The organism is Bradyrhizobium sp. DOA9, assembly GCF_000617845.2.
Classification (GTDB): domain Bacteria; phylum Pseudomonadota; class Alphaproteobacteria; order Rhizobiales; family Xanthobacteraceae; genus Bradyrhizobium.
Window position 1 is genome coordinate 633183 of the sequence record NZ_DF820425.1, and the last position, 23771, is coordinate 656953.

21 protein-coding genes are annotated in these 23771 nt (G+C 61.7%); 13 read left to right on the forward strand and 8 right to left on the reverse strand.

The window, feature by feature from the left end; all coding sequences use genetic code 11:
* Nucleotides 1-2 precede the first annotated feature (2 nt).
* The 3 genes from BDOA9_RS02945 to BDOA9_RS02955 form a co-directional block, all read right to left on the reverse strand.
* Nucleotides 3-2147: a GumC family protein gene (locus BDOA9_RS02945; RefSeq protein ID WP_025032461.1), complete on the reverse strand. Its 2145-nt coding sequence runs from the start codon at nt 2145-2147 to the stop codon at nt 3-5.
* Nucleotides 2148-2291: 144 nt separating this feature from the next.
* The gene (locus BDOA9_RS02950; RefSeq protein ID WP_025032462.1) at nt 2292-3914 is read right to left on the reverse strand and encodes a gamma-glutamyltransferase family protein; all 1623 of its coding nucleotides are present in this window, start codon (nt 3912-3914) and stop codon (nt 2292-2294) included.
* A 21-nt stretch (nt 3915-3935) separates the two neighbouring features.
* On the reverse strand, nt 3936-5246 hold the full coding sequence (locus BDOA9_RS02955; protein ID WP_025032463.1) for an aspartate aminotransferase family protein: 1311 nt from the start codon (nt 5244-5246) through the stop codon (nt 3936-3938).
* Nucleotides 5247-5345: 99 nt separating this feature from the next.
* Here BDOA9_RS02955 and BDOA9_RS02960 point away from each other — a divergent pair, with 99 nt between their 5' ends.
* Entirely contained in the window at nt 5346-6209 is an 864-nt protein-coding gene (locus BDOA9_RS02960; RefSeq protein WP_025032464.1) for a LysR family transcriptional regulator, read from the forward strand.
* Nucleotides 6210-6255: 46 nt separating this feature from the next.
* Here BDOA9_RS02960 and BDOA9_RS02965 read toward each other — a convergent pair whose 3' ends face one another.
* The gene (locus tag BDOA9_RS02965; RefSeq protein ID WP_025032465.1) at nt 6256-7299 is read right to left on the reverse strand and encodes a zinc-binding dehydrogenase; all 1044 of its coding nucleotides are present in this window, start codon (nt 7297-7299) and stop codon (nt 6256-6258) included.
* Nucleotides 7300-7314: 15 nt separating this feature from the next.
* Entirely contained in the window at nt 7315-8001 is a 687-nt protein-coding gene (locus BDOA9_RS02970) for a class I SAM-dependent methyltransferase (RefSeq protein WP_152033099.1), read from the reverse strand.
* 237 nt (nt 8002-8238) lie between these two features.
* Between BDOA9_RS02970 and BDOA9_RS02975 the strand changes: the two genes are divergently transcribed.
* Nucleotides 8239-8565 carry a hypothetical protein gene (locus BDOA9_RS02975; protein ID WP_025032467.1) on the forward strand — a complete coding sequence of 109 codons (327 nt, stop codon included), beginning with the start codon at nt 8239-8241 and terminating at the stop codon, nt 8563-8565.
* A 184-nt stretch (nt 8566-8749) separates the two neighbouring features.
* A complete protein-coding gene (locus tag BDOA9_RS02980; protein ID WP_025032468.1) occupies nt 8750-9541 on the forward strand; it encodes a phytanoyl-CoA dioxygenase family protein in 792 nt (263 codons plus the stop codon).
* Between the two features lie 77 nt (nt 9542-9618).
* Here the strand turns inward: BDOA9_RS02980 and BDOA9_RS02985 are convergent, their stop codons facing one another.
* The 3 genes from BDOA9_RS02985 to queD form a co-directional block, all read right to left on the reverse strand.
* Nucleotides 9619-10518, reverse strand: coding sequence for a hypothetical protein (locus tag BDOA9_RS02985; RefSeq protein WP_025032469.1), 900 nt, complete (start codon nt 10516-10518; stop codon nt 9619-9621).
* A gap of 59 nt (nt 10519-10577) precedes the next feature.
* Nucleotides 10578-12443 carry a tetratricopeptide repeat protein gene (locus BDOA9_RS02990; protein WP_025032470.1) on the reverse strand — a complete coding sequence of 622 codons (1866 nt, stop codon included), beginning with the start codon at nt 12441-12443 and terminating at the stop codon, nt 10578-10580.
* Nucleotides 12444-12702: 259 nt separating this feature from the next.
* Nucleotides 12703-13059, reverse strand: a complete 357-nt coding sequence (gene queD / locus BDOA9_RS02995; protein ID WP_025032471.1) for a 6-carboxytetrahydropterin synthase QueD — start codon at nt 13057-13059, stop codon at nt 12703-12705.
* A 286-nt stretch (nt 13060-13345) separates the two neighbouring features.
* Between queD and BDOA9_RS03000 the strand changes: the two genes are divergently transcribed.
* The 10 genes from BDOA9_RS03000 to BDOA9_RS39365 all read left to right on the forward strand — a co-directional run bounded on the left by BDOA9_RS03000 (nt 13346) and on the right by BDOA9_RS39365 (nt 23717).
* Complete coding sequence (locus BDOA9_RS03000) at nt 13346-14515, forward strand: site-specific integrase (RefSeq protein WP_025032472.1); 1170 nt, start codon at nt 13346-13348, stop codon at nt 14513-14515.
* A 91-nt stretch (nt 14516-14606) separates the two neighbouring features.
* Nucleotides 14607-15074: a hypothetical protein gene (locus tag BDOA9_RS03005; protein ID WP_025032473.1), complete on the forward strand. Its 468-nt coding sequence runs from the start codon at nt 14607-14609 to the stop codon at nt 15072-15074.
* Between the two features lie 15 nt (nt 15075-15089).
* Nucleotides 15090-15803 (forward strand): hypothetical protein, encoded by a 714-nt coding sequence (locus BDOA9_RS03010; protein WP_042335452.1) that lies wholly within the window; start codon nt 15090-15092, stop codon nt 15801-15803.
* 76 nt (nt 15804-15879) lie between these two features.
* Nucleotides 15880-16086, forward strand: coding sequence for a helix-turn-helix transcriptional regulator (locus BDOA9_RS03015; RefSeq protein WP_025032475.1), 207 nt, complete (start codon nt 15880-15882; stop codon nt 16084-16086).
* The gene (locus BDOA9_RS03020; protein ID WP_025032476.1) at nt 16079-17050 is read left to right on the forward strand and encodes a toprim domain-containing protein; all 972 of its coding nucleotides are present in this window, start codon (nt 16079-16081) and stop codon (nt 17048-17050) included. Before BDOA9_RS03015 ends, BDOA9_RS03020 begins: the two co-directional genes overlap by 8 nt.
* Nucleotides 17047-18105 carry an AAA family ATPase gene (locus BDOA9_RS03025; RefSeq protein WP_025032477.1) on the forward strand — a complete coding sequence of 353 codons (1059 nt, stop codon included), beginning with the start codon at nt 17047-17049 and terminating at the stop codon, nt 18103-18105. Before BDOA9_RS03020 ends, BDOA9_RS03025 begins: the two co-directional genes overlap by 4 nt.
* A gap of 195 nt (nt 18106-18300) precedes the next feature.
* Nucleotides 18301-19572: a hypothetical protein gene (locus tag BDOA9_RS03030; protein ID WP_025032478.1), complete on the forward strand. Its 1272-nt coding sequence runs from the start codon at nt 18301-18303 to the stop codon at nt 19570-19572.
* Nucleotide 19573: 1 nt separating this feature from the next.
* Nucleotides 19574-20662 (forward strand): hypothetical protein, encoded by a 1089-nt coding sequence (locus BDOA9_RS03035; protein ID WP_025032479.1) that lies wholly within the window; start codon nt 19574-19576, stop codon nt 20660-20662.
* A gap of 181 nt (nt 20663-20843) precedes the next feature.
* Nucleotides 20844-21878 (forward strand): hypothetical protein, encoded by a 1035-nt coding sequence (locus BDOA9_RS03040; RefSeq protein WP_025032480.1) that lies wholly within the window; start codon nt 20844-20846, stop codon nt 21876-21878.
* 252 nt (nt 21879-22130) lie between these two features.
* On the forward strand, nt 22131-23717 hold the full coding sequence (locus BDOA9_RS39365) for a hypothetical protein (RefSeq protein WP_025032481.1): 1587 nt from the start codon (nt 22131-22133) through the stop codon (nt 23715-23717).
* Nucleotides 23718-23771 lie beyond the last annotated feature (54 nt).

The following is a 23771-nucleotide window of genomic DNA, read 5'->3' on the forward strand; positions in this document are numbered from 1 at the left end:
CGTCACACCGCAAGGCCCAGGGCGCCGCCGTCGGGCTGAGGCACCATCGAATCGGCGGGCACGTGATTGACGACGAGACCGGTCGGCACGGCCGCATATTTCGACAGCGCCGCGGTCACCCTGCGCATCGCGGAGGAGCCGAGCTCGCCGGCGCGCGCCACCAGCACGATCAGGTCGGCATGCGCGGCCAGCGCGATGGCGTCCGGCTGCAAGGCGAGATCGCCGGCGTGGACGACGATCAGGTCGAACTCCGAGCGGATGTCGTCCTCGGGCCGCGCATCGGGCTTGCGGCCGGCGCTGAGCAGCTCGTCGATCGACTGAAGTCCCGCCGTGGTCGAGCCGTCCTGCCATTCGGTCACGGGCGGCTGGGCGCCTGCAAATTCCGGCTGGAGCCGGATCAGCACGCTCATCATGCCCAAGTTCACGGCGGCACGATTGAGGCCGCGCGCCACGGTGTTGCCGCCGGCGCTCTTGCCGACCGACAAGACCAGCGCGACCTTGCAGCCGCGCACCGGCACGCGGTCGACGCGTTCGAGCAGTGGCCGTAAGTAAGGCCCGAGATCGGGCTCGGCCGACGCGCTGACCGGTCTTTGCCAGACCGTGTTGATCCCGGCGCCTGGCGCCAGCTCGGGGATGCGGGCCCAGACAGGAAGGCGGGGCATCGCCTCGGCATGGCGCGCGGCGGCGACCGGAGGCGGAGCTTGCCGGCCGGGCGCCTCCTCCGCTTCACGTGAGGCAGGCGCCGGAACGGATTCGGGATTGTCGGCGGACAGGCTCGCCGTCACCGCAACCGCGGCGATCGACGTCAGCAGCGAGCCGATCGCCAGCGCCGCAAGCAGCAAGGCGAGCGGCGGACGCGTCGAGCGCAACGGCGGAATGGCAACCGAGGCGATCTTGGTTTGCGACGCCTGCAGCTGACGCTGCTCGTTGGTGGTCTTGAACCGCGACAGGAACTGCTCGTAGATGTTGCGGTTGGCATCGGCGTCGCGCTGCAGCTCCTGCAGCTTAACCAGCGCCTGGCCGTCGCGCAGCATCTTGGTCTCGACCGCCTTGAGCTGCTTTTCCAGCGCGTTCTGCTGCTCCAGCTGGGCCTCGTATTCGGACTTGGCGGTGTCGATGCTCTTCTTGCGCTCGATCTCGATCTGCCGGTTGATGTCCGCCAGCTGGCTGTAGGAGATCGCAAGGTCCGGATGGCGGTCGCCATAGACGGCCTTCTTCTGCGCGATCTGGTCGTTCAGGGCCGAGCGCTGTGCGCGCAGCATGCTGAGGAGATCCTGCTTCACCGGCCCTTCGACATTGGCCTTGACGTCGCGCTGCACCTGCTCGAAGCGCGCCTTGGCCTCCTCGGTGCGCGCGCGGGCGGCGGAGACCTGCTGCGTCAGGTCGGTCACCCGCAATTGCTGCGTGGTGGATTCCTTGCCGGCATTGACGATGTTGTGCTCGAGCCGGAAGGCGGCGACGGCGTCTTCCGACGCGCGCAGGCGCTCGCTCAGCGTCTTCAGCCGGTCCTTGAGCCAGTCGGCCGCCTCATCCGTCGCCTCGGTGCGGACGCGGCCCTGGCTGGCGACGAACGCCTCGGCGATGGCATTGGCGTAGTAGGCGGCGCGATCGGCCCGGTTGGAGGTGAAGGAGATCGCGATGACGTAGGTCAGCCCGCGCCGGGTGATCTCGAGGCGGTTGCGGAATCTTTCGAGCAGGCGCGTCATGTCGGTGTAGCCGCCCGAGACGTCCTCGTCGTCCGCGATCTTGAGCTGCTCGATCAGGGGGCGGAGGAAGCCGTCGGATTTGGCGATCTCGATCTGGCTCTGCAGCGCCGCGGCATCCTGGCCGATGCCGGGCAGCACGTCCTGCTCCGAGGTCACCCGCAGCTCGCGCGGATCGAGCACGACCAGGGCCGTCGCGGCATAGCGGACCGGAAGGATCATCAGAGCGACGACGCCGAGGGCGAACAGCGCCAGGGCCAGCGTCAGAATGCGCCGGCCGTTCTCGCGCAGGAAGGCCAGCGTACCGGAGACGGTCAGCGATCCCTTGGTCAATCCCGGCGCGGCGCCGTCAGGCTTCGCCTTCGCAGCGCGCGGCGCTTCCCACGAAGCCGCTTGCTCCGTCGGGGCGATGCTTCGCGGAGATGCGCGGCTACCGAACGCCATGGGTTGGACTCGAAATCAACTGACAGTCATAGTTCAGAGGCTTGCTACACCGTAAATATCCATGGTTAACCGCCGGTTACGGCTGGGCTGGCCTTGCGCAGTGAACGATTCGTTAACGAGACGCGGCCGGCGATATGCGACCGCTCACAAGCCGATGACATACCCGTCCCGCCGGGGATCGGCGGCACCCGTCATCACGCCGGTGACCGGATCGAGCGCGATGGCCTGCATGCCTCCGCAGAGCATGGTCCACCCGGTGTCCAGGATCTCGATCTCGTGGCCGCGGCGTTTCAGTTCGGCGATCGTTTCCGGCGCGATGCGGTTCTCTGCCTGAATGAAGCGGCCGTCCCACAGCCGCGCACGCGGCGCCTCGATCGCCTGCTGCAGAGGAAGTCCGAACTCGATGTGCTGCACATAAGCCTGGGCCTGGGTTTGCGGGATGCCGTAGCTGCCGGGCGTCCCCAGCGCGAGCACCGGACGGCTGCCGCGTGTCGCGATCGACGGTGCCACCGTCACCGGCAACGCGTCGCCCGGCTTGGCGAGGTTCGGGCTTGCCGGCTGCACGTCGGCCCAATGCAGATGGTTGTTGAGGCAAACGCCGGTCCCCGGCACCACGACGCCGCTGCCGAACGGGCTGCCGAGACTTTGGGTAATGCAGACCACATTGCCTTCGGCGTCGGCGATCGAGAACGAGGTGGTGTGGCCGGGATCGGCACGATCCTGCGGCATCCATTGCTCGGTCGGGCCCGTGATCGGCTGGCCGTCGCTGACGCGCTGGCGAAGCCGCGCGATCGTCGCTTCGGACATTGCTGCAGCGGCTTGATCCGGTCCCAGATCGCCTCCCAGATTGTTATGGGCGATGCGCTCGCCGGCGGCGAGACGGATCGCGCGGTAAACCGTGTCGAGATGATCGGCGCCGTCCTTCCGCAGACGGGAGAGGTCAAATCCTTCAAGGATCTTGAGGGTCAGGGCGAACTGGAAGCCGCCGCATTGCTGCGCCGGGACGTGAAGCTCGAGCCCCCGATAGGACACGGTCAGGGGATCGAACCAATGCGGCTTGACGGCGATGACATCGTCCAGCGTCAGGCTGCCGCCGAGCGTGGCGAGATAGTCGACGATGCGCCGGCCGAGCTTGCCGCCATACAGATGCTCGGGCCCCGATTCGGAGATCTCGGCAAGAGTCTGCGCGAGATCAGGCTGCGCAACGATGCTGCCGAGCTTCACCGGCATTCCATCCGGGAGATAGTTCCTGACCAGTGCGGCGTGCAGCTCCGGCCAGGGTTCGAGCAGCGGCACCTGCTCGTTGATCTCATCGACGCCGAAATCCGAGAGCGCAAAGCCGTCCCGCGCCAGCGTGATCGCCGGCGCAAAGACGTCTGGAAGCGATTTGCGTCCATAGCGTGAGAGCAGCTCGCACCAGCCCGCGAGATTGCCGGGCGTCGAGGCCGCCTGCGGACCGCGCTCGAGCTCGAATCTGCTGGTGTATCTGCCGACCGGGAAGCTCGCGGGCACCGGCGGCGCGAAGTCGAGCACGCGAATGCGCTGCTCGCTTGCGACCCAGACCGTGGCCAGTCCAAACCCGGCAAGCCCCGACATGAACGGCTCGACCACGTTGAGGGCTGCCGCCGCGGCGACGGCCGCATCGAACGCATTGCCGCCCTGCATCAGAAGCCGCGCACCGGCCTGTGCCGCGAGCGGATGCGCGGCGGCGACCATGCCGTGCCGCGAGAACAGCGTCGGACGCCCATATGTCCTGGCGAGCTGCATCCGGAGAAGGCCTTCCGCCGATCAGTGCGTCGTCGCAGCAGCCTGGATCGCCTCCGACATGATCTCGAGACCGCGATCGATTTCGGCCTCGGACACCGTGAGCGGCGGCGCGATGCGGAACACCCCGCCCATGCTGGGCAGCTTGACGATGTTCATGCTGAGACCGCGACGCATGGTCTCCTCCATGATCCGCGCGCCGAGCTCGAAGCCCGGCGCCTTCGACTGCCGGTCGACGACGATTTCGAGACCGAGCAGAAGCCCGCGGCCCCTGACGTCACCGACGCATTCGAATCTTTGCTGCAGCGACAGCAATCCATCCCGGAGCCTGCTGCCCCTGGCAGTCGCCTGCGCCACCAGCCCGTCGCGCGCGACCACGTCGAGCACCGTGACGCCGACCGCGGCGGGCAAGGGATCGGAGACATGCGTGGTGTAGAACAGGAAGCCGCGCTCGAACGCAGTCTGCTCGATGGCCTTCGTCGTCATGACCGCGGCGAGCGGCAGGCCGGCGCCGAGCGTCTTCGACAGCGTGAGAATATCGGGCACCACGCCGTCGCGCTCGAAGGCGAACATGTGCCCGGTGCGGCCGATTCCGGTCTGAGCTTCGTCGAGGATCAGCAGCATGCCGCGCTGCTCGCATTTTTGCTTCAAGGCCGCGAGATAGCCGAGCGGCAGTTCCAGAATGCCGCCGCTGGACAGGATCGGCTCGGCGATGAAGGCCGCCAGATTGCCGGTCGACTGGCTGTCGATCAACGCGAACGCATCGTCCAGCTCGGTCTGCCAGTCGTTGCTGCCGTCGACGTTCCTGAAGCGCGGCCGATAGGCGTTCGGCGCGGGAATGACGAACGATCCGACCGCGGCCGGCCCATAGCCGCGCCGGCCCGCGCTGTAGGTTGCCGACGCCGCCGCGCCGGTCATGCCGTGCCAGCTTTGCGCGAAGGCGACGATTTCGTGCCTGCCGGTGACGAGCTTGGCCATCCGGATCGCCGCTTCATTGGCTTCCGCGCCTGTCGTCAGCAGCTGCACGCGGTCGAGACCGGGCGCAAGCGCAGCGAGACGCTCGGCCAGCGTCACCACCGGGCGCGAGAGCATGCCGCTGAAGAGATGAGCGACCGCACCCATTTGCCGCGCGACGGTGGCGACGATATCGGGGTGCGTGTGCCCCAGCACGGCACTCATCTGACCCGAGGTGAAATCGAGGATGGCGCGTCCGTCGGCGTCGTAGACGAAACTGCCGGCCGCCCGCTCGATAATGACGGGTTCGAAACTCGGCCCATAGCGGGTCAGATGCGTGTTGGCGGACGCCCAGAAATCGGGATCGGCATTCAAGGTCATGACAGCCACCTCTGGCTTGGGACGTCTGACCTCTAGTCAAGAATTTGACTTCAGGCTAATTGATATAATTCAATCTGGATATCAATCTTCCTGATGTAGATGCTGGATCTCACCCTTCTGAGGAATTTCGTCGTCGTGGCCCGCACCGGCTCGATCAGCCTGGCGGCCTTGCAGATCGGCCGGACGCAGTCCGCGCTCAGCATGCAGATGCAACGGCTGGAACAGACGATCACGCAGCCGCTGTTTCACCGCAGCGGATCCGGCATGAGGCTGACCGCGGCCGGCGAGAAACTGCTCGCCCACGCCGAGACGCTGCTGGCGCAACACGACGAGATTCTCGCCGACATGAGCGGCGAGAGTCTCAAGGGGACGCTGAGCCTGGGCTGCCCGGAGGACTACTCGATCGCCTTCCTGCCGGGGCTGCTGAAGGGATTCTGCGCGCTTCATCCCCATGTCGAACTGCGCATGGTCTGCGCCCCGACCTCCGAGCTGCGCCCAATGCTGGTGCGGCGCCAGATCGATATGGCGCTGGTCTCGCTGTCCGATGCCGGAGCGCGCGAGGTGATCCGCGAGGAGCGCTTCGTCTGGGTCGCGAACGAGGCCGAACCGAAAATACTGACGCAAGACGTCCTGCCTCTGGCGCTGTCGGCACCGATGAGCCTCGACTACCGCGCGGCCTGCGCCGCAATGGACGCGGTCAATCGGCGCTACAGGGTTGCCTACGCGAGCAACAGCCTCGCCGGCCTGATCGCGATCGCGCGCTCCGGTCATGCGATCAGCGTCCTGACACGAACCGCCGTTCCGTTCGATCTTCACGTCGTCTCGGCCGGACTGCCTCTGCTTCCGACCATCGGCATCGCGCTCGAATTCTCGGAGGCGAGGCCCTCGCTGCTGGCGACGACGCTGGCCGAGCACGTCCGTACCGTGTTGCCCGGACTGAAGACCAAGGCGGAGATCGATTAGCGACCTCTGCATCTCGATGTTCGCGCGTGTGCGGCGGGCGCAGCGCTCAGCTGATGTTCAGGAGGATCCGGCCCGAGGTGCCGCTGCGCATCAAGTCCAGCGCGGCGTTGATGTCGTCGAGCGTGAATTCGTGGGTCACGATGCCGCGATAGCTCACCTTGCCGGCATCGCTGAGGCGAACCAGGCGCGGGATATCGCGGGCGGGCTGGCATTGCCCGCCTTCCGATCCCTTCAGCACCTTCTCGAAGTGCAATGGCAGGGTATAGATCTCGGCCTTCTCGCGGGGCACCCCGACGAGGATGCAGCGGCCTTTCTTCGCGGTGATCTCGTAGGCGAGCTCGATCAGGTTCTTGACACCGGTGGTCTCGACGACCTTGTCGGGTCCGTCGGCCCCCGCGATGGACCGGACCTCGGCGGCCACATCCTCCACCGCCTCGGAGTTGATGAGGTGGGTGGCGCCGAAATCCTTGGCCATGGCCAGCTTGTTGTCGAGGCGATCGATCGCAATGACCGGCCAGGCGCCGACCATCGCGGCGAATTGCACGATGTTCAAGCCGACGCCGCCGACGCCGAACACGACGACGGCTTCGCCGATGGCGATCTGCGCATCGTTGTTGACGACCCCGAGCGCGGTCGTCACCGCGCAGCCGAGCAGCGGCGCGCTGGTACGATCGATCGTATCTGGAACAGGCGTGACGCGATTCTCCGACACCACGGCATATTCATTGAAGGTGGTGACCCAGCCCGCATTGAGGCGCTTGCCGCGCCAGGAATAGACCGGCGTGTTGGACTGGACGCCCTTGCCCGGCCGCCAATGCATGACGACAGTGTCGCCCCGCTTGCAGGAGACGACGCCGGGTCCGGTTTCAACGATGGTCGCCAGCGCCTCGTGCCCCAACAGATGCGGCAGGAACTTGTCGACGCCCTTGACGGCGTCGATCTCGTTGATCTGCGCGCCGCAAATGCTCGACGTGTGCACATGGGCGAGCACCTGCCCGTGCTCGAGCCTGTCGGGCAAATTGAACTCGTCGACGATCAGCGGCTTGCCGGATTCGACGAGGATCGCGGCCTTTGCGGTCTTGATGTCCATGGATCGCGCGCCCGGTCACTCGAAATAGATGAATTCGTAGTCGCCGGTGTAGCCGAGCTTGCCGTAGAGCCAGATCCATTCCGAGGTGTGCAGGATGGATTCCGCCGTCAGCGCCCAGCATTCGAGGTTGTGCAGCTCGGCGACGTTCCGGTAGCCCTCGACCATCACGTATTTGTTCTTGCCGACCCGCTCGATCTCCTTGAGCGCGGCCTCGAGCTCGTAGAGCCTGAGATTGTGCAGCGTGCCGAGCGAGATGACGAGGTCGAAGCTGTGGTCGCCGAAAGGATAGACGTCCTGGGCGCGATAGTTGAACAGATAGGGCTTCACCTGCTCGTGCGCGTTGGCAAGTCCATGCTTGGAGATGTCGAAGCCCGTGACCTTGAGGCCCGGCAGAATCTTCTGCATCTCGTAGAGCAGGAAGCCCTTGCCGCAGCCGACGTCGAGCACGCTCGACCCGTCCTTCAGGCCGTAGGTCTCGATCAGCGCCTTGGCGACCGGGGCCCACCGCCCCTCGATGAAGCGGTAGCCGCCATAGCCGAAGCGGCGGTCGCCGTCCCAATAATCGGCCTCGTATTCCCGCGCCTTCAGCGAGCAGCCGATCTTGTCGTCGTTCATGCGGCCCATGTAGTCGCGCTTGGTCGCAGTGTGCAGCGGCGTCACGATATTCAGCAGTCGTCCCATTGAGCCCTCGGATTTCATCACGCGCGGAGAGTGCGGCCTGAGGAGCCTCGCACGTGACCTTGCGACTCGCCCTAGCATTTGTGGCCAAGGCCATCATTGTTTCAGATCAATGATGTGGAAATGCTGCGGCGGCGCCGGTCAAGAACCGGCCGATGATTTGGGCGCGAGGTTCCCAGCTGCGGCTGCCGGTGGCCGTGACATGGCGACGCTGGAACGCGAACGCGCCTTGCGGCGTTCGGCAGCAAGGAGAATCCTGCCATGCCGACCAAGCCCACCATCGCCCGCATCTGGCGCGGCCGTACTCGCCGCGACCTCGCCGACGCCTACCAGGCCTATCTGCAGGCCGAGGGCATCCCGCCGCTGCGCAAGACCGCGCTCGGCGTGCAGCAATTGCGCGAGGACCGCGACGAGGAGACGTGGTTCACCACCATTTCCTACTGGGCCGACATCGCAGCCATGACCGCCTTCACCAAGGGCGAGCCGACCAAGGTCCATCATCTCGCGCGCGACGCGGAGTTCCTGATCGAGCTGCCGGAGCGCATCGAGATCCACCGCATCCTGATCGACGAGCAGGGCCTGCGGTGAAAGCCTCGCCCATCCGTTTGTCCGTGTCTTGATTCCGCACTCCGCCGCGCTATACGTTCCCGCCATGAAGTTCATCTCCACATTCTTCCCGCTGATCTGAACGGCAGAACGCCGTTCCGGCGCTCCTGCGCCACTCAGATCAAACGGCTTCGCGCGATGCGGTAGCCGAACGGAGAAATGTGCAATGCCCAAGACCGAACAGGCTGGCCTGACGCCCAGTCAGGTCCAGAGCTTCATCGACGACGGTTTCGTCAAACTCGAGAATGCCTTCAGCGCCGACCTTGCCAAGCAATGCAGGGACGAGCTGTGGGCGGATATCGGCCTGTCGCCGGACGAGCCGGAACATTGGACCCAGCCCGTTGTCCGGGTAGCGTCCAAAGCGACGCCCCCCTTCAGTGAAGCTGCGAATACGCCGCGTCTGCACAAGGCCTATGATCAGCTCGCCGGCGAAGGGCGCTGGCTTGCGCCCAGGGGCCTCGGAACCTTTCCGATCCGCTTCCCGTCATCGCAATCGCCAGGCGATGACGGCTGGCATGTGGACATGAGCTTTGGCACCGCCCATGCCGACTTCATGGAATGGCGTGCCGATGTGAAGAGCAGCGGCCGTGCGCTGCTGATGCTCTTCCTGTTCTCGGAGGTCGGAAACGATGATGCGCCCACGCGGATCCGGAAAGGCTCGCATGCGGCCATCGCGCGGGAGCTGCTGCCCCATGGCGAGGCGGGCGCGACGCTCCGGCAACTTGCTGCCGGCGACTGGGCGTCGACCAGGGATTGCAAGGTTGAACTTGCGACCGGCAAGGCAGGCACCGTCTATCTGTGCCACCCGTTCCTGGTTCATGCCGCGCAACCGCACCGCGGGAAACGGCCGCGCTTCATGGCACAGCCTCCGCTGCTGCCGAGGGGCGAGTTCGATCCGGCATTGCCGCCTTCACCGATTCAGATCGCGATCCGGCGGGCTTGCGGGCTGACGGTGTAGGGGATGGACGATCTCTCGGAGAAGATCATCTCCCAAGCCGCCTGACCCGCGGGCGTATACGCCGCAACGTCACGCCGTCACAGTTTCCCATACACCCGCGCGGCAACCGCCTTCAGGCGCTCGACCGAGCCGGACTGCGGATGCGGCTTGACCGGGGCGAACAGGATCGAGGCCTGCCGGCCGTTCCTCCAGACATAGATGGTGACGGCATTGCCGTTGCCCTTGGTGCAGGAATGCTCGCCGAAGGCTTCGCGGCCGAGCTCGGGGATCGCCACGTGCGTGCACGGCCCTGCGCGCTTCATCATGCCGATGGCGGTATCGCGCGAGGTCGCGATCACCGCAACCGTCATGGTGTTGGCCTCGCGATCGAACATCATGCAGCTGCCCGCGCCGGTGCGCTGCACCGTCAGCGTGCCGTTGTCGAGAAAGCCGTCGGCATCGGCGGCCGTGAGCCACTCGCAATTGCCGAACCGCTCGCTGCTCTTGCTCACGCTTGCGACGGCAATGCGTGCGGCTTCGGTGACGGGTCCGAGCAGCGCATCGTCGGCGCGCCGGCCGATCGGATAGACGCTGATCTGCAGGATGTAATCGCCGGACAGGGCGACGACCGAAGCCTCCTGGCGCTCGGCGCCCGCGGCGCTGGTTCCGCCCTGGCCTTCGTCGCCGATTCCGGACACTGCGCTCAGCTTCATGCGCTCACCGAGCGTCTTGACGAAGGTCGCGTACAATTCCCGGGCGCGGTCCTTGTCGGGATTGCGGAACACGGAGAGCATCATCGTGTCGCCGCGCCCGGCCTGGTAGATGCAGCCGCGACCGTCCTGGTTCGAGATCAGCGACCATTTCAGCGCCGGCATCGCGCGGGCGAGCTCCTGCGCGCTGATGAACGGGCAGGTTTCGGCCGCGCGCGCGGGAAGCGGGGCGGCGGCGATGGCAAGGAATAAAACGAGGCGGGAAAATAGACGATCGATCGTGCGCATCGGACGAACTTACTATCGAAACGGCGCGCCCGACGAGATGAAACTGAACAAAAATCCTCCTACGCAGCCCCCGGCGCCTTCGCCCGCGTCAGGTCGTTCAGGAACTGCTCCATGAGCGGCTTGTTGCCGAAGCGGCGATAAGAGCGCTCTGCCTCCAACGAAAAGGTCGGTTGGGCCCCTACCAAGCTTGCCATGGTCAGCTGCGCCGCTTCGATATCACCGCGCCGCCCTTGCAGCGCAGCCTGGATGAGCAGGCAGTTGGCATCGCGCGGCGCCCTTACAAGGCATTCGGAGATCACGCTAGCCGACTCATCACGACGATCAGCGGCGTAAAGAGCCTGGCCATGCACATAGGCGTAATATTCCGGCGCCATGGGATGAAGGCGACGTGCCCGCTCGGCATTGGCAACGGCGTCCGCGTAGTCCCCGAAACGGACTTGCGCTTTTGCCAAGGCCATCATGCTATCCGGGTCGTTGGGATTCAGTTCGACGGCGCGCTTGGCGGCCTGCAAGCCGCCCGCATAATCGCCCTGCACCGCCAGCCCGAAGCTGATCACCTGATAGCCGAGCGAGAGATTGGGATCGAGGCGCACAGCCTGGCGCGCTTCGCTGAGACCTAGTTCCAGCTCATGCGCTGTCGCCCGACCGCTCGACCTCTTGGCCACATCCGCGATGTAAGTGAGGGCCAAACCCGCACGGGCGGCAGCATAGGCCGGGTCCATTTCCAGCGCGCGCTGATATAGGCCGCGTGCCTCCGTAAGTGCTTCCGCATCCTGGACGCCGTGCCGGTATCGATGACGAGCCCGCAGGAGCAGATCGTAAGCCTGAAGGTTGTCGGTCGGACGTTGCGCGGCAGCGATAGCTTCATTTCGGCCGATATACGGCGCGAGCTGAGCGACGATTTCGGTGGTCAGCTCGCTTTGTACGGTGAAGACGTCGGCAACCTGCCTGTCGAAGCTGCGCGACCAAAGGTGCGCGCCCGATTTCACATCGATCAGCTGCGCCGAGACGCGAAGCCGGTCCCCCTCGCGGCGCGCGCTGCCTTCCACAACGTAGGAAACGCCCAGCTTTGCTCCGAGCCTGCGCATATCGCTTTCCTGCCCGCGCACGGCATAGGTGGAGTCGCGCGCGATGATCTGAAGCTCGGAATTCCTTGCAAGCGCCGTGGTCACATCCTCGGTCAGCCCGTCTGCAAAGTACGACTGGTCCCCGCCCATGGTGGCAAAGGGCATGACCGCGACTGACGGCCGCGGGTCGGCGCGGGTCTGGTCGAAAGATAGCGCGGCCGGGAGCCGGCTGACCATCGCCGCCAGGGACAGCGGTTGGATCTGCGTGCCGATGAGGACAAGGGCTAGGGCGGCGACGCCATACGACCAGCGCGCAGCGGTGCTGTGTAGAACGCGCGGGATTTTTCGCCAGCGAGACCACGAGGATTCCGCGCGCCGGACCCGGTAGACATTGAGACGCTCGGGAATGTTCTTGGCGCGCCTGCGGCCCACACGCGCGAACACATCGCCGCGATTGCGGTCTGCGGCCATGACGACAGCGCCGCTAACGAAGATGCTGCCGGGATCGGCCATCGTCTCAAGCCGTGTGGCGACATTGACGCCGTCGCCGTACATATCGCCATTATCCTCGATGACATCACCGAGGTTGATGCCTATACGCAGCTCAAATGGGGCGTTGTCGAACCCTTGCTGGATGGCAGCGGCCGCATCAACGGCTTCGTTGACGCTGGGAAACATCGCCAGGAACCCGTCCCCGGTCTTCTTGAAGATGCGTCCGCCATGCTGCGCGACTGTGGGCTCGATCAGATTGTCGAAGACCGCGCGCAGCTCTTTATAGGTCGAGGCCTCGTTTTCGGCCATCATCAAGCTGTAGCTGACGATGTCGGCGGCCATGATCGCGGCGAGCTTGCGTTCCATCAGCGGTTTTCCCTGAACAGGGGCATTGCGGACATTCGGCGCCAGCTTGAAACTAAACCTTCCAACCCGCATGCGGTTATCAACACAGCTCATATGTGCGTGAGCAATGAGACCCGTCAGATGGTCTGCAGGCAGGGACACTCCGCGCAGACGGCCGATCCTGGGTTTCCCTGCCGGGTCCCATTTGGCGGAGCAGATGAGCGGCTGCACCTCATGGCGGCGGTGAGGCCGGCGCCGGCTCAGCGTGGTCGGACCGTCGTCACCGCCCCTGATATTCGGCCCAGCACTCCGCCGTCTCATAGACGCGGACCGCCCACAGCTGCGGCAGCTTCGGCTTCAAGCGGTCCCAGATCCAGACCGCGATGTTCTCGGCGGTCGGGTTCGCGAGGCCGTCGACCTCGTTCAGGCACTGGTGGTCCAGCGCGGCCATGATGCCGGCGAAACTTGTTTCGATATCGAAGAAATCAGCGACGAAGCCGGTGTGCGGGTCGACCGGACCGTCCAGCTGGACCTCGACCCGGTAGGAATGGCCGTGCAGCCGGCTGCATCGATGGGCCTCGGGCACGTTTGGCAGCCGATGCGCCGCCTCGAACTTGAACGCCTGCGATATCCTCATCCAGCTCCCCACACGGCATGGCCATCCGGTCTCGGGCCGGTCTGGCGACCAGATGCTGTCCTGTCCTGACCTTTCGGCGAAGAATGGCGCGCCCGGAACGATTCGAACGTCCGACCCTCAGATTCGTAGTTTCAGGGTCTAAATACTCAGACGTACGAAGCACTACGATTTAGCCATATTCTTCAATCAAGTCAGCGACATCCGGTCGCGGATCTACGCCCTATTTCCTGGTTGCTAGGTTGCTATCTGGTAGCTACTACTCGGTGTAGCTATTTCGGCCGGTATAATGACTACGAAACGTATTACCAAGCGCGTCGTCGACTCCCTCAAACCCGGCGAAATCGTCTGGGACGGCGAGCTGTCCGGGTTCTCCGTTCGTTGCCAGCGGAGGGACAAGGTCTATGGCCTGAAGACGCGCGTGAACGGGCGCCAGCGATGGTTCACGATAGGCAAGCATGGCGCCCCATGGACGCCGGACACAGCGCGGCGTCATGCCGTCGGCATGCTAGGTGAGATCGCTCGTGGCGGAGATCCGTCGAGCGGGAGGTCGACGACGAAAGACCTCACCGTCGAGGAGCTGACAAAGCTGTTCCTAGCCGAACACGTCGATACGAAGCGCAAAGCCAGTACGGCCAGCCTCTACCGCGACATCCTGAACCGGATCGTTCTCCCGAAGCTGGGAAAGCGGATCGCTAAGGACGTCAAGAACGCTGACATTGCCGGCCTCCATCACGATCTGCATGAGACCCCGTACCAGGCAAATCGGACCGTTGCCGTCGTCTCAAAGATGTTCTCGTTCGCTGAAGCGCGGGAACTGGTTCCCAAAGATAGCAACCCATGTCGCCATATCGAGAAATATCGCGAGAGTCCTCGCGAGCGTTTTCTCACCACGGAGGAGATTAACCGCCTAGCCGAGGCCATCCAGGAGGCCGAGCAAAGCGGTCGCAGCCTGCCATCCACGATCGCGGCTATCCGTCTCCTTCTGTTCACAGGAGCCCGCCGCGGTGAGATTCTGACACTCAAATGGGACTACGTCGATTTCGAGCGATCGATGCTGTTCTTGCCCGACAGCAAGAGCGGCAGGAAGCCCATCCACTTGAACGCCTTGGCAACTGCGGTTCTTCGCGAGCTGCCCAGGCTGGCGGGTAACCCATACGTCCTTCCAGGACGGAAGGAGGGAGAGTCAGTCAAGGAACTGAAGACCACCTGGAAATCGATTAGGCACCGAGCAGGCTTGGAGACCGTTAGGCTCCACGACATGCGTCACACCTTCGCCAGCATTGCCGCCGGTTCTGGCGCATCTCTGTACATCATCGGCAAGCTGCTGGGTCATAAGAATCCAGCCACGACCCAGCGTTACGCCCATCTCGCAAACGATCCGCTCAGATCCGTCGGCCAGCAAATCGCCGATAGCCTGGGAGCCGCTCTAACCCCCAAGGCGCCAGAGGCGCGTTGAGCCCTTCTCAATAAATCCATCACGCAAGAGCGAGATCGAGATGTCCCGCCCGAAATCTTCTGCCCGCAAATCCCAGGTCCCCGAACACCGTATGATCATCGACATCCGGAACTGTTCATTCAGCTACTTCGCCTGCTGTCACTCGTCGGAACGGCCGCGCCATACGACAGAGGAAGCAATCATCACCCTGCTCGGCAGCATAGTTGAAATCGATCCCCCTCAACCCGAGCACATCGGCCAGGCCATCGAATGCGCATTCACCTTTGAGCGCAGCCTTAGGGAAGATCGTGTTGGCGATTCCGACTCACGTCTGAGCCTTTTTTCAATACAGCTGTCGCGAACCACCCGGTCATTATTCGCTTATGTGCCGGAGGGCCTGCTTTGGGGCCTTCAGGCCAGGTGCGAGGCCGGTGCTATCACCCGCATCGAAGCTACCTACCTCAAGCCGTTCCGCGGTCATGGGGATGTGACGAGCTTTCATTTCACCGGACCAACCTTTCCGGTGCCGAGTAGTCGGGCGGTCGATAACGGCCAGCTAGTGCAGTCCGGGATGCAGTAACGAGCGGAGTCAAGCATGCCTTCCGAGTTGCCCAATCAGATTTCTCTCGCCCAGGTGGCGCTATGGATCGCTCGGGGAATCAGACCAGTACCCGAACAGTTGTTTGCACGCACGAAGGTGCGCTTGGACGAGGATGAACTTGGGTCCAACGATACCTTGCGCCGGCTCCTCGCGCTGCTGGCTGACGGGGAGCTAACGGCCACTGCCAAGATCAGCGTCGTCTACGAGGGTGAAGATCCACTGACGCCCGTCCCTATTCCCCAGATCGGGCCATTCGAGGTGCCATCCTCAACTTGGTATTCAGGGGACATTCGATGGAACGCATCTGCACTGGAAATAACCGAAGGGTTTGATCTGCCAGGTGAGATGTTTGACGCGCTCGATTTCTCAGGCGATTTCTTTGCGTGGGGAAACCGAGCCTTCTTTGAGCCCGTGGTCCTCCCGACCAATGAGGTATTGTCCGCGTTCCCTGCCCTTACGAGCCCGGTCTCCGGTGCGCCCGTCAGAACGAATGTCGGTGGTCGACCTGCAAAATACGATTGGCCTGATTTCTATGCTGCAGCTGCGGCTTGGATCTATGAAAGCGGTATTCCGAAGACCCAGGCGGACATGGTGAAGGCAATGGCTCAATGGTGTCAGAACAACTGGGACACCGAACCTGGTGACACGGAGCTGAAGGGACGCATCCGCCGGTTCCTGGACAGATTCAGGAAGGAGGTCGGAAACTAGTTACCGACCGTTACCGGCCGACACACGTTCTCGCCCGTGACAGAAGCCTCGCAGAAATTCACTGCAAGAGGCACGAATGACAACAGACCTACTTCCCCAACAACAACTGGCCCACATCCTCGCCGTCTCGGAACGCACGCTCGAACGGTGGCGCGTCGAAGGATGCGGCCCGGCCTACCTCAAAGCGGGCAGGCGAGTCCTTTACCGCCGCAGCGACGTAGACCAGTGGCTCGACAACAACGCGCGTACCTCCACGTCCGATCGGGGAGCTTGCAATGTCTGAGAGGGGTCAAGCCGGAAACCACCGAGCGCTGGTCGATGCCCATGCCGTCGCTCGCGCCCTCGGCGGTGACGTGGTCGGCCGGAACCGAGTGCAAGCACCGGGCCCCGGTCATTCACGCAAGGATCGGTCTCTCAGCGTCAAGCTCGAACCGGACGCGGCAGACGGTTTCTTGGTCCATTCCTTTGCAGGCGACGATCCGATCGTCTGCAAGGATTACGTGCGGCGCGCGCTCGGCTTGCCGGCATTCGGTATCGCCAAGCACCGTCCGCGTCGGCTGCAGACCCAATCGGCTCCTGGTCGCGTGGGCGGACAACGGCATGTGCCCGGCGACAACCGCTCAGCGAAGCAGTTGGAGAAGGCCCGATGGCTCTGGAAACAGGCGGCACCAATCGCCGGGTCTCCGGCTGAGACCTACCTGCGGGTTGCGCGGAGCTATTCGGGCGAACTGCCGTCGACAGTGCGGTATCTGAAGCCGAGGGGCCGATATCCGGCAGCCATGATCGCCGCTTTCGGCATGGCGCGGGAGAATGAGCCTGGAGTGCTTGAGATAGCACCGGGTGAAGTTGCCGGCGTCCACCTGACGCGCATCCGCGCTGATGGCACCGGGAAAGCAGGCACCGAGAGCGACAAGGTCATGATCGGCAGCAGCACGGGCTCTCCGATCATCGTCGCGCCGCCGAATGACCTGCTGGGATTGGCGATCGCAGAGGGCATCGAGGACGCGCTGTCCTGGCATGCAGCTACGGGGCTCGGAACCTGGGCTGCAGGAGCGGCGTCTCGCCTACCGAAGCTCGCAGCGGCCGTACCGCGCTACGTCGACTCTATCTGCATCGTCCCCGACAACGACGATGCCGGATTGAAGCACGCCACTGAGCTTGCCGCAGCGCTGCGGGCTCACGGGTTTCACGTAGAGCTGGGGCGGTGGCCCGCCATCCGCAATTCGGAGGGACCGGTCCAAAAATGATCAAGCAAGATGCCAACGAAATTCTGATGAGCGAAGGCTCCGAGAGGTTGCGAGAGATGTTCGACGAGATGATGATGGACTGCGACGCCGATCCGGATCAGTCGCGTGATGACGAGACGGTGCACGAAGGCGCTGAACGGAAAGCACCCCGCCTTCAGACGATCTGCCTCCGACAGTTCGCCCGACTGAAGCTCCCCCCGCGGAAGATGATCCTGGATCCGATCCTGCCTCAGAAGGGGCTGGGGATGTTGTTTGCAGGGCGTGGCATCGGCAAGACACACACGGCACTCGGGATGGCGTATGCAGTTAGCTGCGGTGGGGAGTTTCTCCGATGGCACGCGGAGAAGCCCAGGAACGTGCTGTACGTCGACGGCGAAATGCCCCAGCAAGCGCTGCAGGAGCGCCTGTCAGCGTTGATGGATGCATCTGAGAAACAGCCGGAAGACGGCGCTTTCAGGCTGCTCTGCATGGATCGACAGGAACTCGGCTTTTCGCTCAACCTGGCCAACCCCAAGCACCAGGGCTTCTTGGACCGCCACCTAGAGGATGTAGCATTCTTGGTGTTGGACAATCTCTCCACCTTAATGAACGGCGGTCCCGAGAACGATGCTGAGTCTTGGGTCTCTATGCAGGAGTGGCTCTTGCAGCTGCGCCGCCGGGACATCACCGTGCTCCTGGTCCACCATGCTGCGCGGAACGGCAATGCTCGCGGTACCTCGAAGCGAGAGGATGTCCTGGATACGGTCATCAAACTCAAGCACCCGGACGACTACGATCCGTCGGAGGGCGCTCGGTTCGAGGTCCATCTGGAGAAAGCGCGCGGCATCTTCGGGGAGAAAGCGTTGGGCTTCGAAGCGAGGCTGGTTCAGACGGAGGGTGGAGCTTCGGCATGGGTCTGCCGCGATCTCGGAGAAGAGGATGAGGAGGAATTGGATCAGATGTTGACGTTGTCCCAAGAAGGAAAATCCGTTCGTGAGATCGCGGAGATGATGGGCAAATCTAAGTCGGTCGTTGGCCGGCGCCTCAAAGAAGCGAGAAAACTGAACAAGGAGTAACACGGCGTCTAAACTGTCCCACTGTCCCGCTGCCTGCGTGTGGGACAGTGGGACAGGACCGAAGCCCCCGCCACTGAAAGACAGCCGCCAGAGCGCAGGGACATATTTGCGCGACTATCTCCGCTGCTATTTCACACTTGAACTCTAAGCGTGCAGTAGTGTTAAATTCTACCGTCGGTTTGGCAGGGGGGTGGCATGCAGTTCGACCGTCGAACGTTCCTCATTAGCGCCTTAACACTACTTGGTTACCCGACGAGACGAGCTTACGCGGTTGAGCCGATGACCGTGATGGCAGTTGTCTCTGCGGCATCCAACGTCGGCTCAAGCGCTCTGGAGTTTTTCAAGAAGAGCGGTGATTTCGAAAACGAGCTGAATGCTCTCCATGTGAAGCTCGACCAGCTTCTCCGCAATCAACTAACGATCCTGCAGGCAGTATCTGATCTCGCCACTGACGTAAAACTAATCGTTGAGAAGCTTGGCAAGATACCAACCGAAGTAATAGCAGCCCAGCATCTGTCCGACTCCGCGTTACTATGCAGTACTTTGGCCGACGCTTTCGATCACGGGACTCCGAAAGATATCGTTGCGCGCATCAACGGCCCTAACGGTGCTTACGAGCTGGCGGCCCGACTTGATCACGCATCCTCTTATGCCTTGCCCGCGCCCAACGTCGCATTGGCCGCACATAACGTTCTGAACTCGATCGACGCTGTCGCGAAGAAGGCCGGCAAGCAGACCCTGAACGAGGTTCGTTCAAGGCTGGTGGACGCAAGCACATATTTGCGGGCCTCACTAGAACGGATGACAGCTCGCGGCATCAAAGCCAACTTTCCTAATCCGGCGACGTATCAACAAGCCACCTCGGCCCTGCGTAATCACAATAAGGTACTGCGGATCTTGCCGGAGGACTTCGATGCGAAGCGACAAGATGTTGGCCAAGAAATTGAGGATGTACGGCAGGTGTGCACCATGCATGCTGGAGGCGAGAAGGCAACCAGTAACACCAGCTCTTTCTGCGTTACTCGTGGTAAGGGTGACTATGCATCCGAGTTCTGCACCTACTCCGTCAATGTTGATGTATACACAAATGTCATTAGATCCAAATTCAAGCTGCGAAGAAAGGTCTTCTACGGCGGAAAGTCCTTCTACGAACTAGATAACATCCCTTCTGATCAGTGGGAACGCTTTACGTGGGTGAGACATGTGTCGCGCATAAAGCACAGCGGCGAAAATTGGAGCACCCTTCCAGATTCCAAATCTGATGATCCGGGAAAAATCGCTGGATGCAGATCGGTGTTCATCGACGAAAAGACGGGCCTGCCCCCAGGCGAACTCGATGCTTTCTTAAATGCTATTCAGCTCTATGACAGCTACGTCGCTGAAGAGAGTCGCCTTCTGTCAATTCAAGCTGTTGCCTCCGCGGATTTAGAACGTTGCAAACGGATCAGTTCAATATTGAGGGCGTGACGTGTACAGGCACATTTTAGTCATTCTGTTCTTGATGGTTCTCGCTCCAACGGCATCAGCCAAAGAGCAGCAACGAACGACGGACGGAACGGGGGCAATCGGGAAGAAGATTGTCGATAGCGCTGTCTCGATTTTGGCGGAGCTGAACAAGCATACGCCTGAATCGTCGCGCATCGTGCAGTTCTTTTCTGGTGTTTCGAAATGGTTGAGCGATCAAACAAAACCATCCAAATCGTTTCTTGACTACAAAGACGTGGAGCGAGTTCGCGTCGATATTGAAAAGCTGGATAAGTTAAGCCCCGCTCAATTAGAGCCGCTTATGAGCCGCCCCAGTTTGCGGAGATTTGCTACCGCGGGCGAGACGACGGTCATTTCCGGCAGCGCGGAGCTTCGCAAGATGCAGCAAGCGGTCGACGTTCGAAGAAATGAAATTCATGCACTCGAACGGCAGCGCGATGACCTCACTCGCACGCGGGAAGCCTACGCGACAACGGAAGCAACTGCACGCGAGGTCGCAGATAGAATAGGGAGGGAACTCGGAAACGTGCCCCTCAACATAGTTGTGCTCTTCGAAGGGCACTCTCTGCCGATGAGTTGGTACGATCTATCTCAAGAACTGCAGCCAGCATTATGGGATCGTGTGCGAGCTGCGGATGCGGCATTAAAGCGTTATGACGCGGAGATCGCCAGCGCAGAGCGAGATCTGAAAACCTTCACTGAAGCGCGGGAGGCGCTAGATCGCATTTGGAATGTTCCAGTAGCAGCGTCAAGCCCTTCAGCGATCGGCGATCTTCAAGTGAAGATGAAGAACGATATCCAAGCTACCGTGACCTCCGCCAACGAAATGCGGAAGGAGGCTGCCGCCATAAGGGATCACAACGCCCGCATTGCTGCGATCCAAAAGTTGATGTCAATTGGGAAGAACCTTGGAGATTTATATCAGGCCGGGAAGGCGCTCAGTAAGAAGTCTGCTGACGACAGTGGTCCGAACAACACATTGATTTGGATTGGCACCGAACCTGAACAACCACCAAATACCTCCGCACCTGATCAACGAAACACTCCGCATCCAGGAGCCCTGAGGTTGTAGTCGTTCGGCGGGGCGGTCTGGTCAAGGCTATTCGGCTCAACGTACCAAGGAAATCGAACATCGGGTAACACTCTCGGGATTGTCCCGCCTGTCCCGCTGCTTGCGCGCGGGACGGTGGGACAGGACCCACACGGGGAGACAAACAGCTCGACGGTACCACGACTTCGCAGAGAGCTTCAGTATGGCTAGACTTTACGACACGTTGCTTCCGCTTGTGCAGACGCTCAATGAGTACGGCGGAAATTTCACGGCTCATCACATCTCTCTCCCGGTTCTCGACGCCATCGATGATGGCGCCGACCAGGACGCTTCTCTTGCCGACATTCGCGGCAAGCTGCGCGCCGCGATGACGGCTTGGAAAGGACTACAAGACCACAAGAACTTTAGCATGCTGTTCGAGACGTACTACGAGGCAGTGTTCTATCTCGTCGCGCAAATGCGGGGCGTGCGGCTTCGCTCAATCCAGGCAGGCGCTGACAAGGGGAAGACTCCCGATTTCAGGACCGAAGCCGAGCCGGTGGTCGGATTCGAGGTGAAGACCATCGATGTTGCGGATCCTAAAGCGACCTACGATCAAACGATGGAAGAGGGATTGGAGGCCAAACTCCGCGCGCATGAACTCGCCCGTCAACACGGAGTCGGCATTGTTGCCGGCTCGATCTCGCCACACGGCAAGGCGAAAGACAGACTCGAGGTCGTCGAGCAAATCATGAAGAAGATCGACGGCAACGTAAAGACCGGGCAGTATGAAGCTTTGCCCACATTCCTGGTCGTATCGGCAGTGCGTTCTGCGCTCCATCAGCGCGCAAACGACTTGCGTAAGGCCATTCCCTGGCCGCATCAGGTGCAGGCCGCGAGCGGTCAACTGTTTGCGGTCGCAGCACACCTCGTTGGAGAGCCATTCTATTTCTTTGAGGAATGGGGCAACGAGATCAAAAATCTCGGTCGGCTGGAGCGCGCTGGAATCTTGCGCGATCATCCGTCTATCGCCGGGATCATTTTTCTCAATACTGAATGGAATCTCACCGATCATCCAAACGCCATCGCTGAAGCTTTTCAGCTCAACGGCATCTGGAACTCGAACTGGGAGCCTCCTTTATCCGTGAGGCCCGAGGCGGCGGATGCGGCAAAACAGACCTTTGAGAAACTCTGCCACGCATGGAACGATACCGATGATACGCGCAGCCCCATGTTGCCGACGAATTGGGACAAGTGATCGGGGATGTTCGAAGCGGTGAAGGTATTAGCTATTGGCGCCAGAAGTGGGTCGCTTAGCAAACGAGCTGCCGTTTCGATCTCTCATCGCGATGCGAGCCTACATTGCCGAGGCAGAGCACTGCCGTCCCGCTGTCCCCGTCCTTAGCGGTGGGACACCGGGACAATCCATGACCCCAGTGCAGACTTATCTCGGGGGCGGTCTCCCCTGGTGTCGCCCAGAGCATCGCATGCAGCAGGAAGCGCTTGCTTCTTGCGTCCGCCGTCGGCTGTCGAGCTGCGGACCCGCGAGGCGACGACTGCCGTGCGCCACCGATTTATGCTGACGAGCGAGTCGATCATCCGCATTCAGGAGCAATCAATGGGAGAGGGCAAGCGAAAGAAGAAGCAGCGGCAAGAGGACAGCCTCTTGAGCAAGCGGCTAAGCCGTGCTCGCTTCGATCTGTACACGTTGGGAACGCGGCACTCGATGGCGCGTGTCTTGGCCCAGGAGCTTTCATGTTGGTCCGATCTTGATGAGCAGATTATCGGCCTCGTATTCCGCGATAGGCAGGATGATGACTATGGCTGGATACTCTTAGCTAGGGATCGGGCCGGCCGATTCCGTTGGGTGAAAATGGAGCACAGCAAGAGGAGCGAGGACTACGCAACAGTTGGCCTGCGCAGCGCGATAGCTTCTACGCTCAGGACGGAGAATCTCGCCGAGCTGGGTTCTCAGGGAGATGAGCCAAACGAACCTTTCGACCTCTTGAGAGTGTCACCTGAAATCGATCCGGCCAAGCTTCATCCTTATTTTCGGCAGCTCACGGACACCGCCGGCCGGGCACCGGCACGAGCCGCTGTCAGGGAGATTGGTCCGTGGTTGGCGCCATCCGACCCGCATTTCGTGCAGGAATTTCAATGCCAACACTTTGATCAACGATTGTGGGAGCTTTACCTTTGGGCGGCATTCCGTGAACTTGGTTTTGATGTCAAGCAACTGGAGGCGCCCGACTTTGCCTGCAGTGCTCCAGGAATCGCTTTCACTGTCGAAGCGACCACAGTCTCTCCTTCGCAGACAGGCCCTCTGGCAGCCCATCCCAACCCTCAGACCCCCGAGGAAGTGAAGGATTTCCTGGCGAACTACATGCCCATGAAATTCGGGTCATCCTTGATGAGCAAGCTCAACAAGACGGACGCTCAAGGACGTCATTATTGGGAGCGCGAAGAAACTAAAGATAAGCCCTTTGTTCTTGCTGTGGCGGACTTCCACAAACAGGCGGAACAGGACCAGCTCGGCTCGATGACATTCACGCACTCTGCTCTATGGCCCTACCTCTATGGTCACCGCGTAGAATGGGAAATGAAAGATGGCCAGCTCATTACGCGGGCGGTGAAAAATTCGTCCCACACCTTCGGCACCAAGAGCATCCCTTCTGGTTTTTTTGACCAGCCCGGGGCTGAGAACGTTTCGGCTGTTCTCTTTTCCAATGCCGGAACGATCGCCAAATTTGATCGCATGGGCGTGGTCGCGGGCTTCGCAGCACCGGAGCACAAGTACTTTCGAATGGGTTTCCGTTTCGATCCGGATCCAAATGCCACAAGAGGCATTTGGTTTTCGGAAGATGTCGCCGATCCATCCTATGTCGAAGGTTGGTCCGACGAGTTGCAGATATTTCACAACCCGAACGCCCGTATACCCCTAACACACGAATGGCTCTCCGGACTCGCACAGTTCTATTTCGAAAAGGACTCCCAGTTCTCGATCATCCCCAACCATCATGTCTGGGCATCAATGACCTCATTGATACGACTTGTCCCAGGAGACGCGCGACAAAGGAGCAGCACCCAAAACTCATGAATTTCTGAATTTTTCCCCATTCTCGGACGAATTTTTTCTCGTTGTAAAACAATA

Coding starts and splice junctions, on each gene's coding strand:
- BDOA9_RS02980 (WP_025032468.1), top strand. CDS start 8,750: ATGCCCAAGACCGAACAGGCTGGCCTGACGCCCAGTCAGGTCCAGAGC.
- BDOA9_RS03000 (WP_025032472.1), top strand. CDS start 13,346: ATGACTACGAAACGTATTACCAAGCGCGTCGTCGACTCCCTCAAACCC.
- BDOA9_RS02965 (WP_025032465.1), bottom strand. CDS start 7,299: ATGGACATCAAGACCGCAAAGGCCGCGATCCTCGTCGAATCCGGCAAG.
- BDOA9_RS02990 (WP_025032470.1), bottom strand. CDS start 12,443: ATGGAACGCAAGCTCGCCGCGATCATGGCCGCCGACATCGTCAGCTAC.
- BDOA9_RS02985 (WP_025032469.1), bottom strand. CDS start 10,518: ATGCGCACGATCGATCGTCTATTTTCCCGCCTCGTTTTATTCCTTGCC.
- BDOA9_RS02960 (WP_025032464.1), top strand. CDS start 5,346: ATGCTGGATCTCACCCTTCTGAGGAATTTCGTCGTCGTGGCCCGCACC.
- BDOA9_RS03020 (WP_025032476.1), top strand. CDS start 16,079: ATGTCTGAGAGGGGTCAAGCCGGAAACCACCGAGCGCTGGTCGATGCC.
- BDOA9_RS02975 (WP_025032467.1), top strand. CDS start 8,239: ATGCCGACCAAGCCCACCATCGCCCGCATCTGGCGCGGCCGTACTCGC.
- BDOA9_RS03025 (WP_025032477.1), top strand. CDS start 17,047: ATGATCAAGCAAGATGCCAACGAAATTCTGATGAGCGAAGGCTCCGAG.
- BDOA9_RS02945 (WP_025032461.1), bottom strand. CDS start 2,147: ATGGCGTTCGGTAGCCGCGCATCTCCGCGAAGCATCGCCCCGACGGAG.
- BDOA9_RS03010 (WP_042335452.1), top strand. CDS start 15,090: ATGCCTTCCGAGTTGCCCAATCAGATTTCTCTCGCCCAGGTGGCGCTA.
- BDOA9_RS03040 (WP_025032480.1), top strand. CDS start 20,844: ATGGCTAGACTTTACGACACGTTGCTTCCGCTTGTGCAGACGCTCAAT.
- BDOA9_RS03030 (WP_025032478.1), top strand. CDS start 18,301: ATGCAGTTCGACCGTCGAACGTTCCTCATTAGCGCCTTAACACTACTT.
- BDOA9_RS02955 (WP_025032463.1), bottom strand. CDS start 5,246: ATGACCTTGAATGCCGATCCCGATTTCTGGGCGTCCGCCAACACGCAT.
- BDOA9_RS03015 (WP_025032475.1), top strand. CDS start 15,880: ATGACAACAGACCTACTTCCCCAACAACAACTGGCCCACATCCTCGCC.
- BDOA9_RS02950 (WP_025032462.1), bottom strand. CDS start 3,914: ATGCAGCTCGCCAGGACATATGGGCGTCCGACGCTGTTCTCGCGGCAC.
- BDOA9_RS03005 (WP_025032473.1), top strand. CDS start 14,607: ATGATCATCGACATCCGGAACTGTTCATTCAGCTACTTCGCCTGCTGT.
- queD (WP_025032471.1), bottom strand. CDS start 13,059: ATGAGGATATCGCAGGCGTTCAAGTTCGAGGCGGCGCATCGGCTGCCA.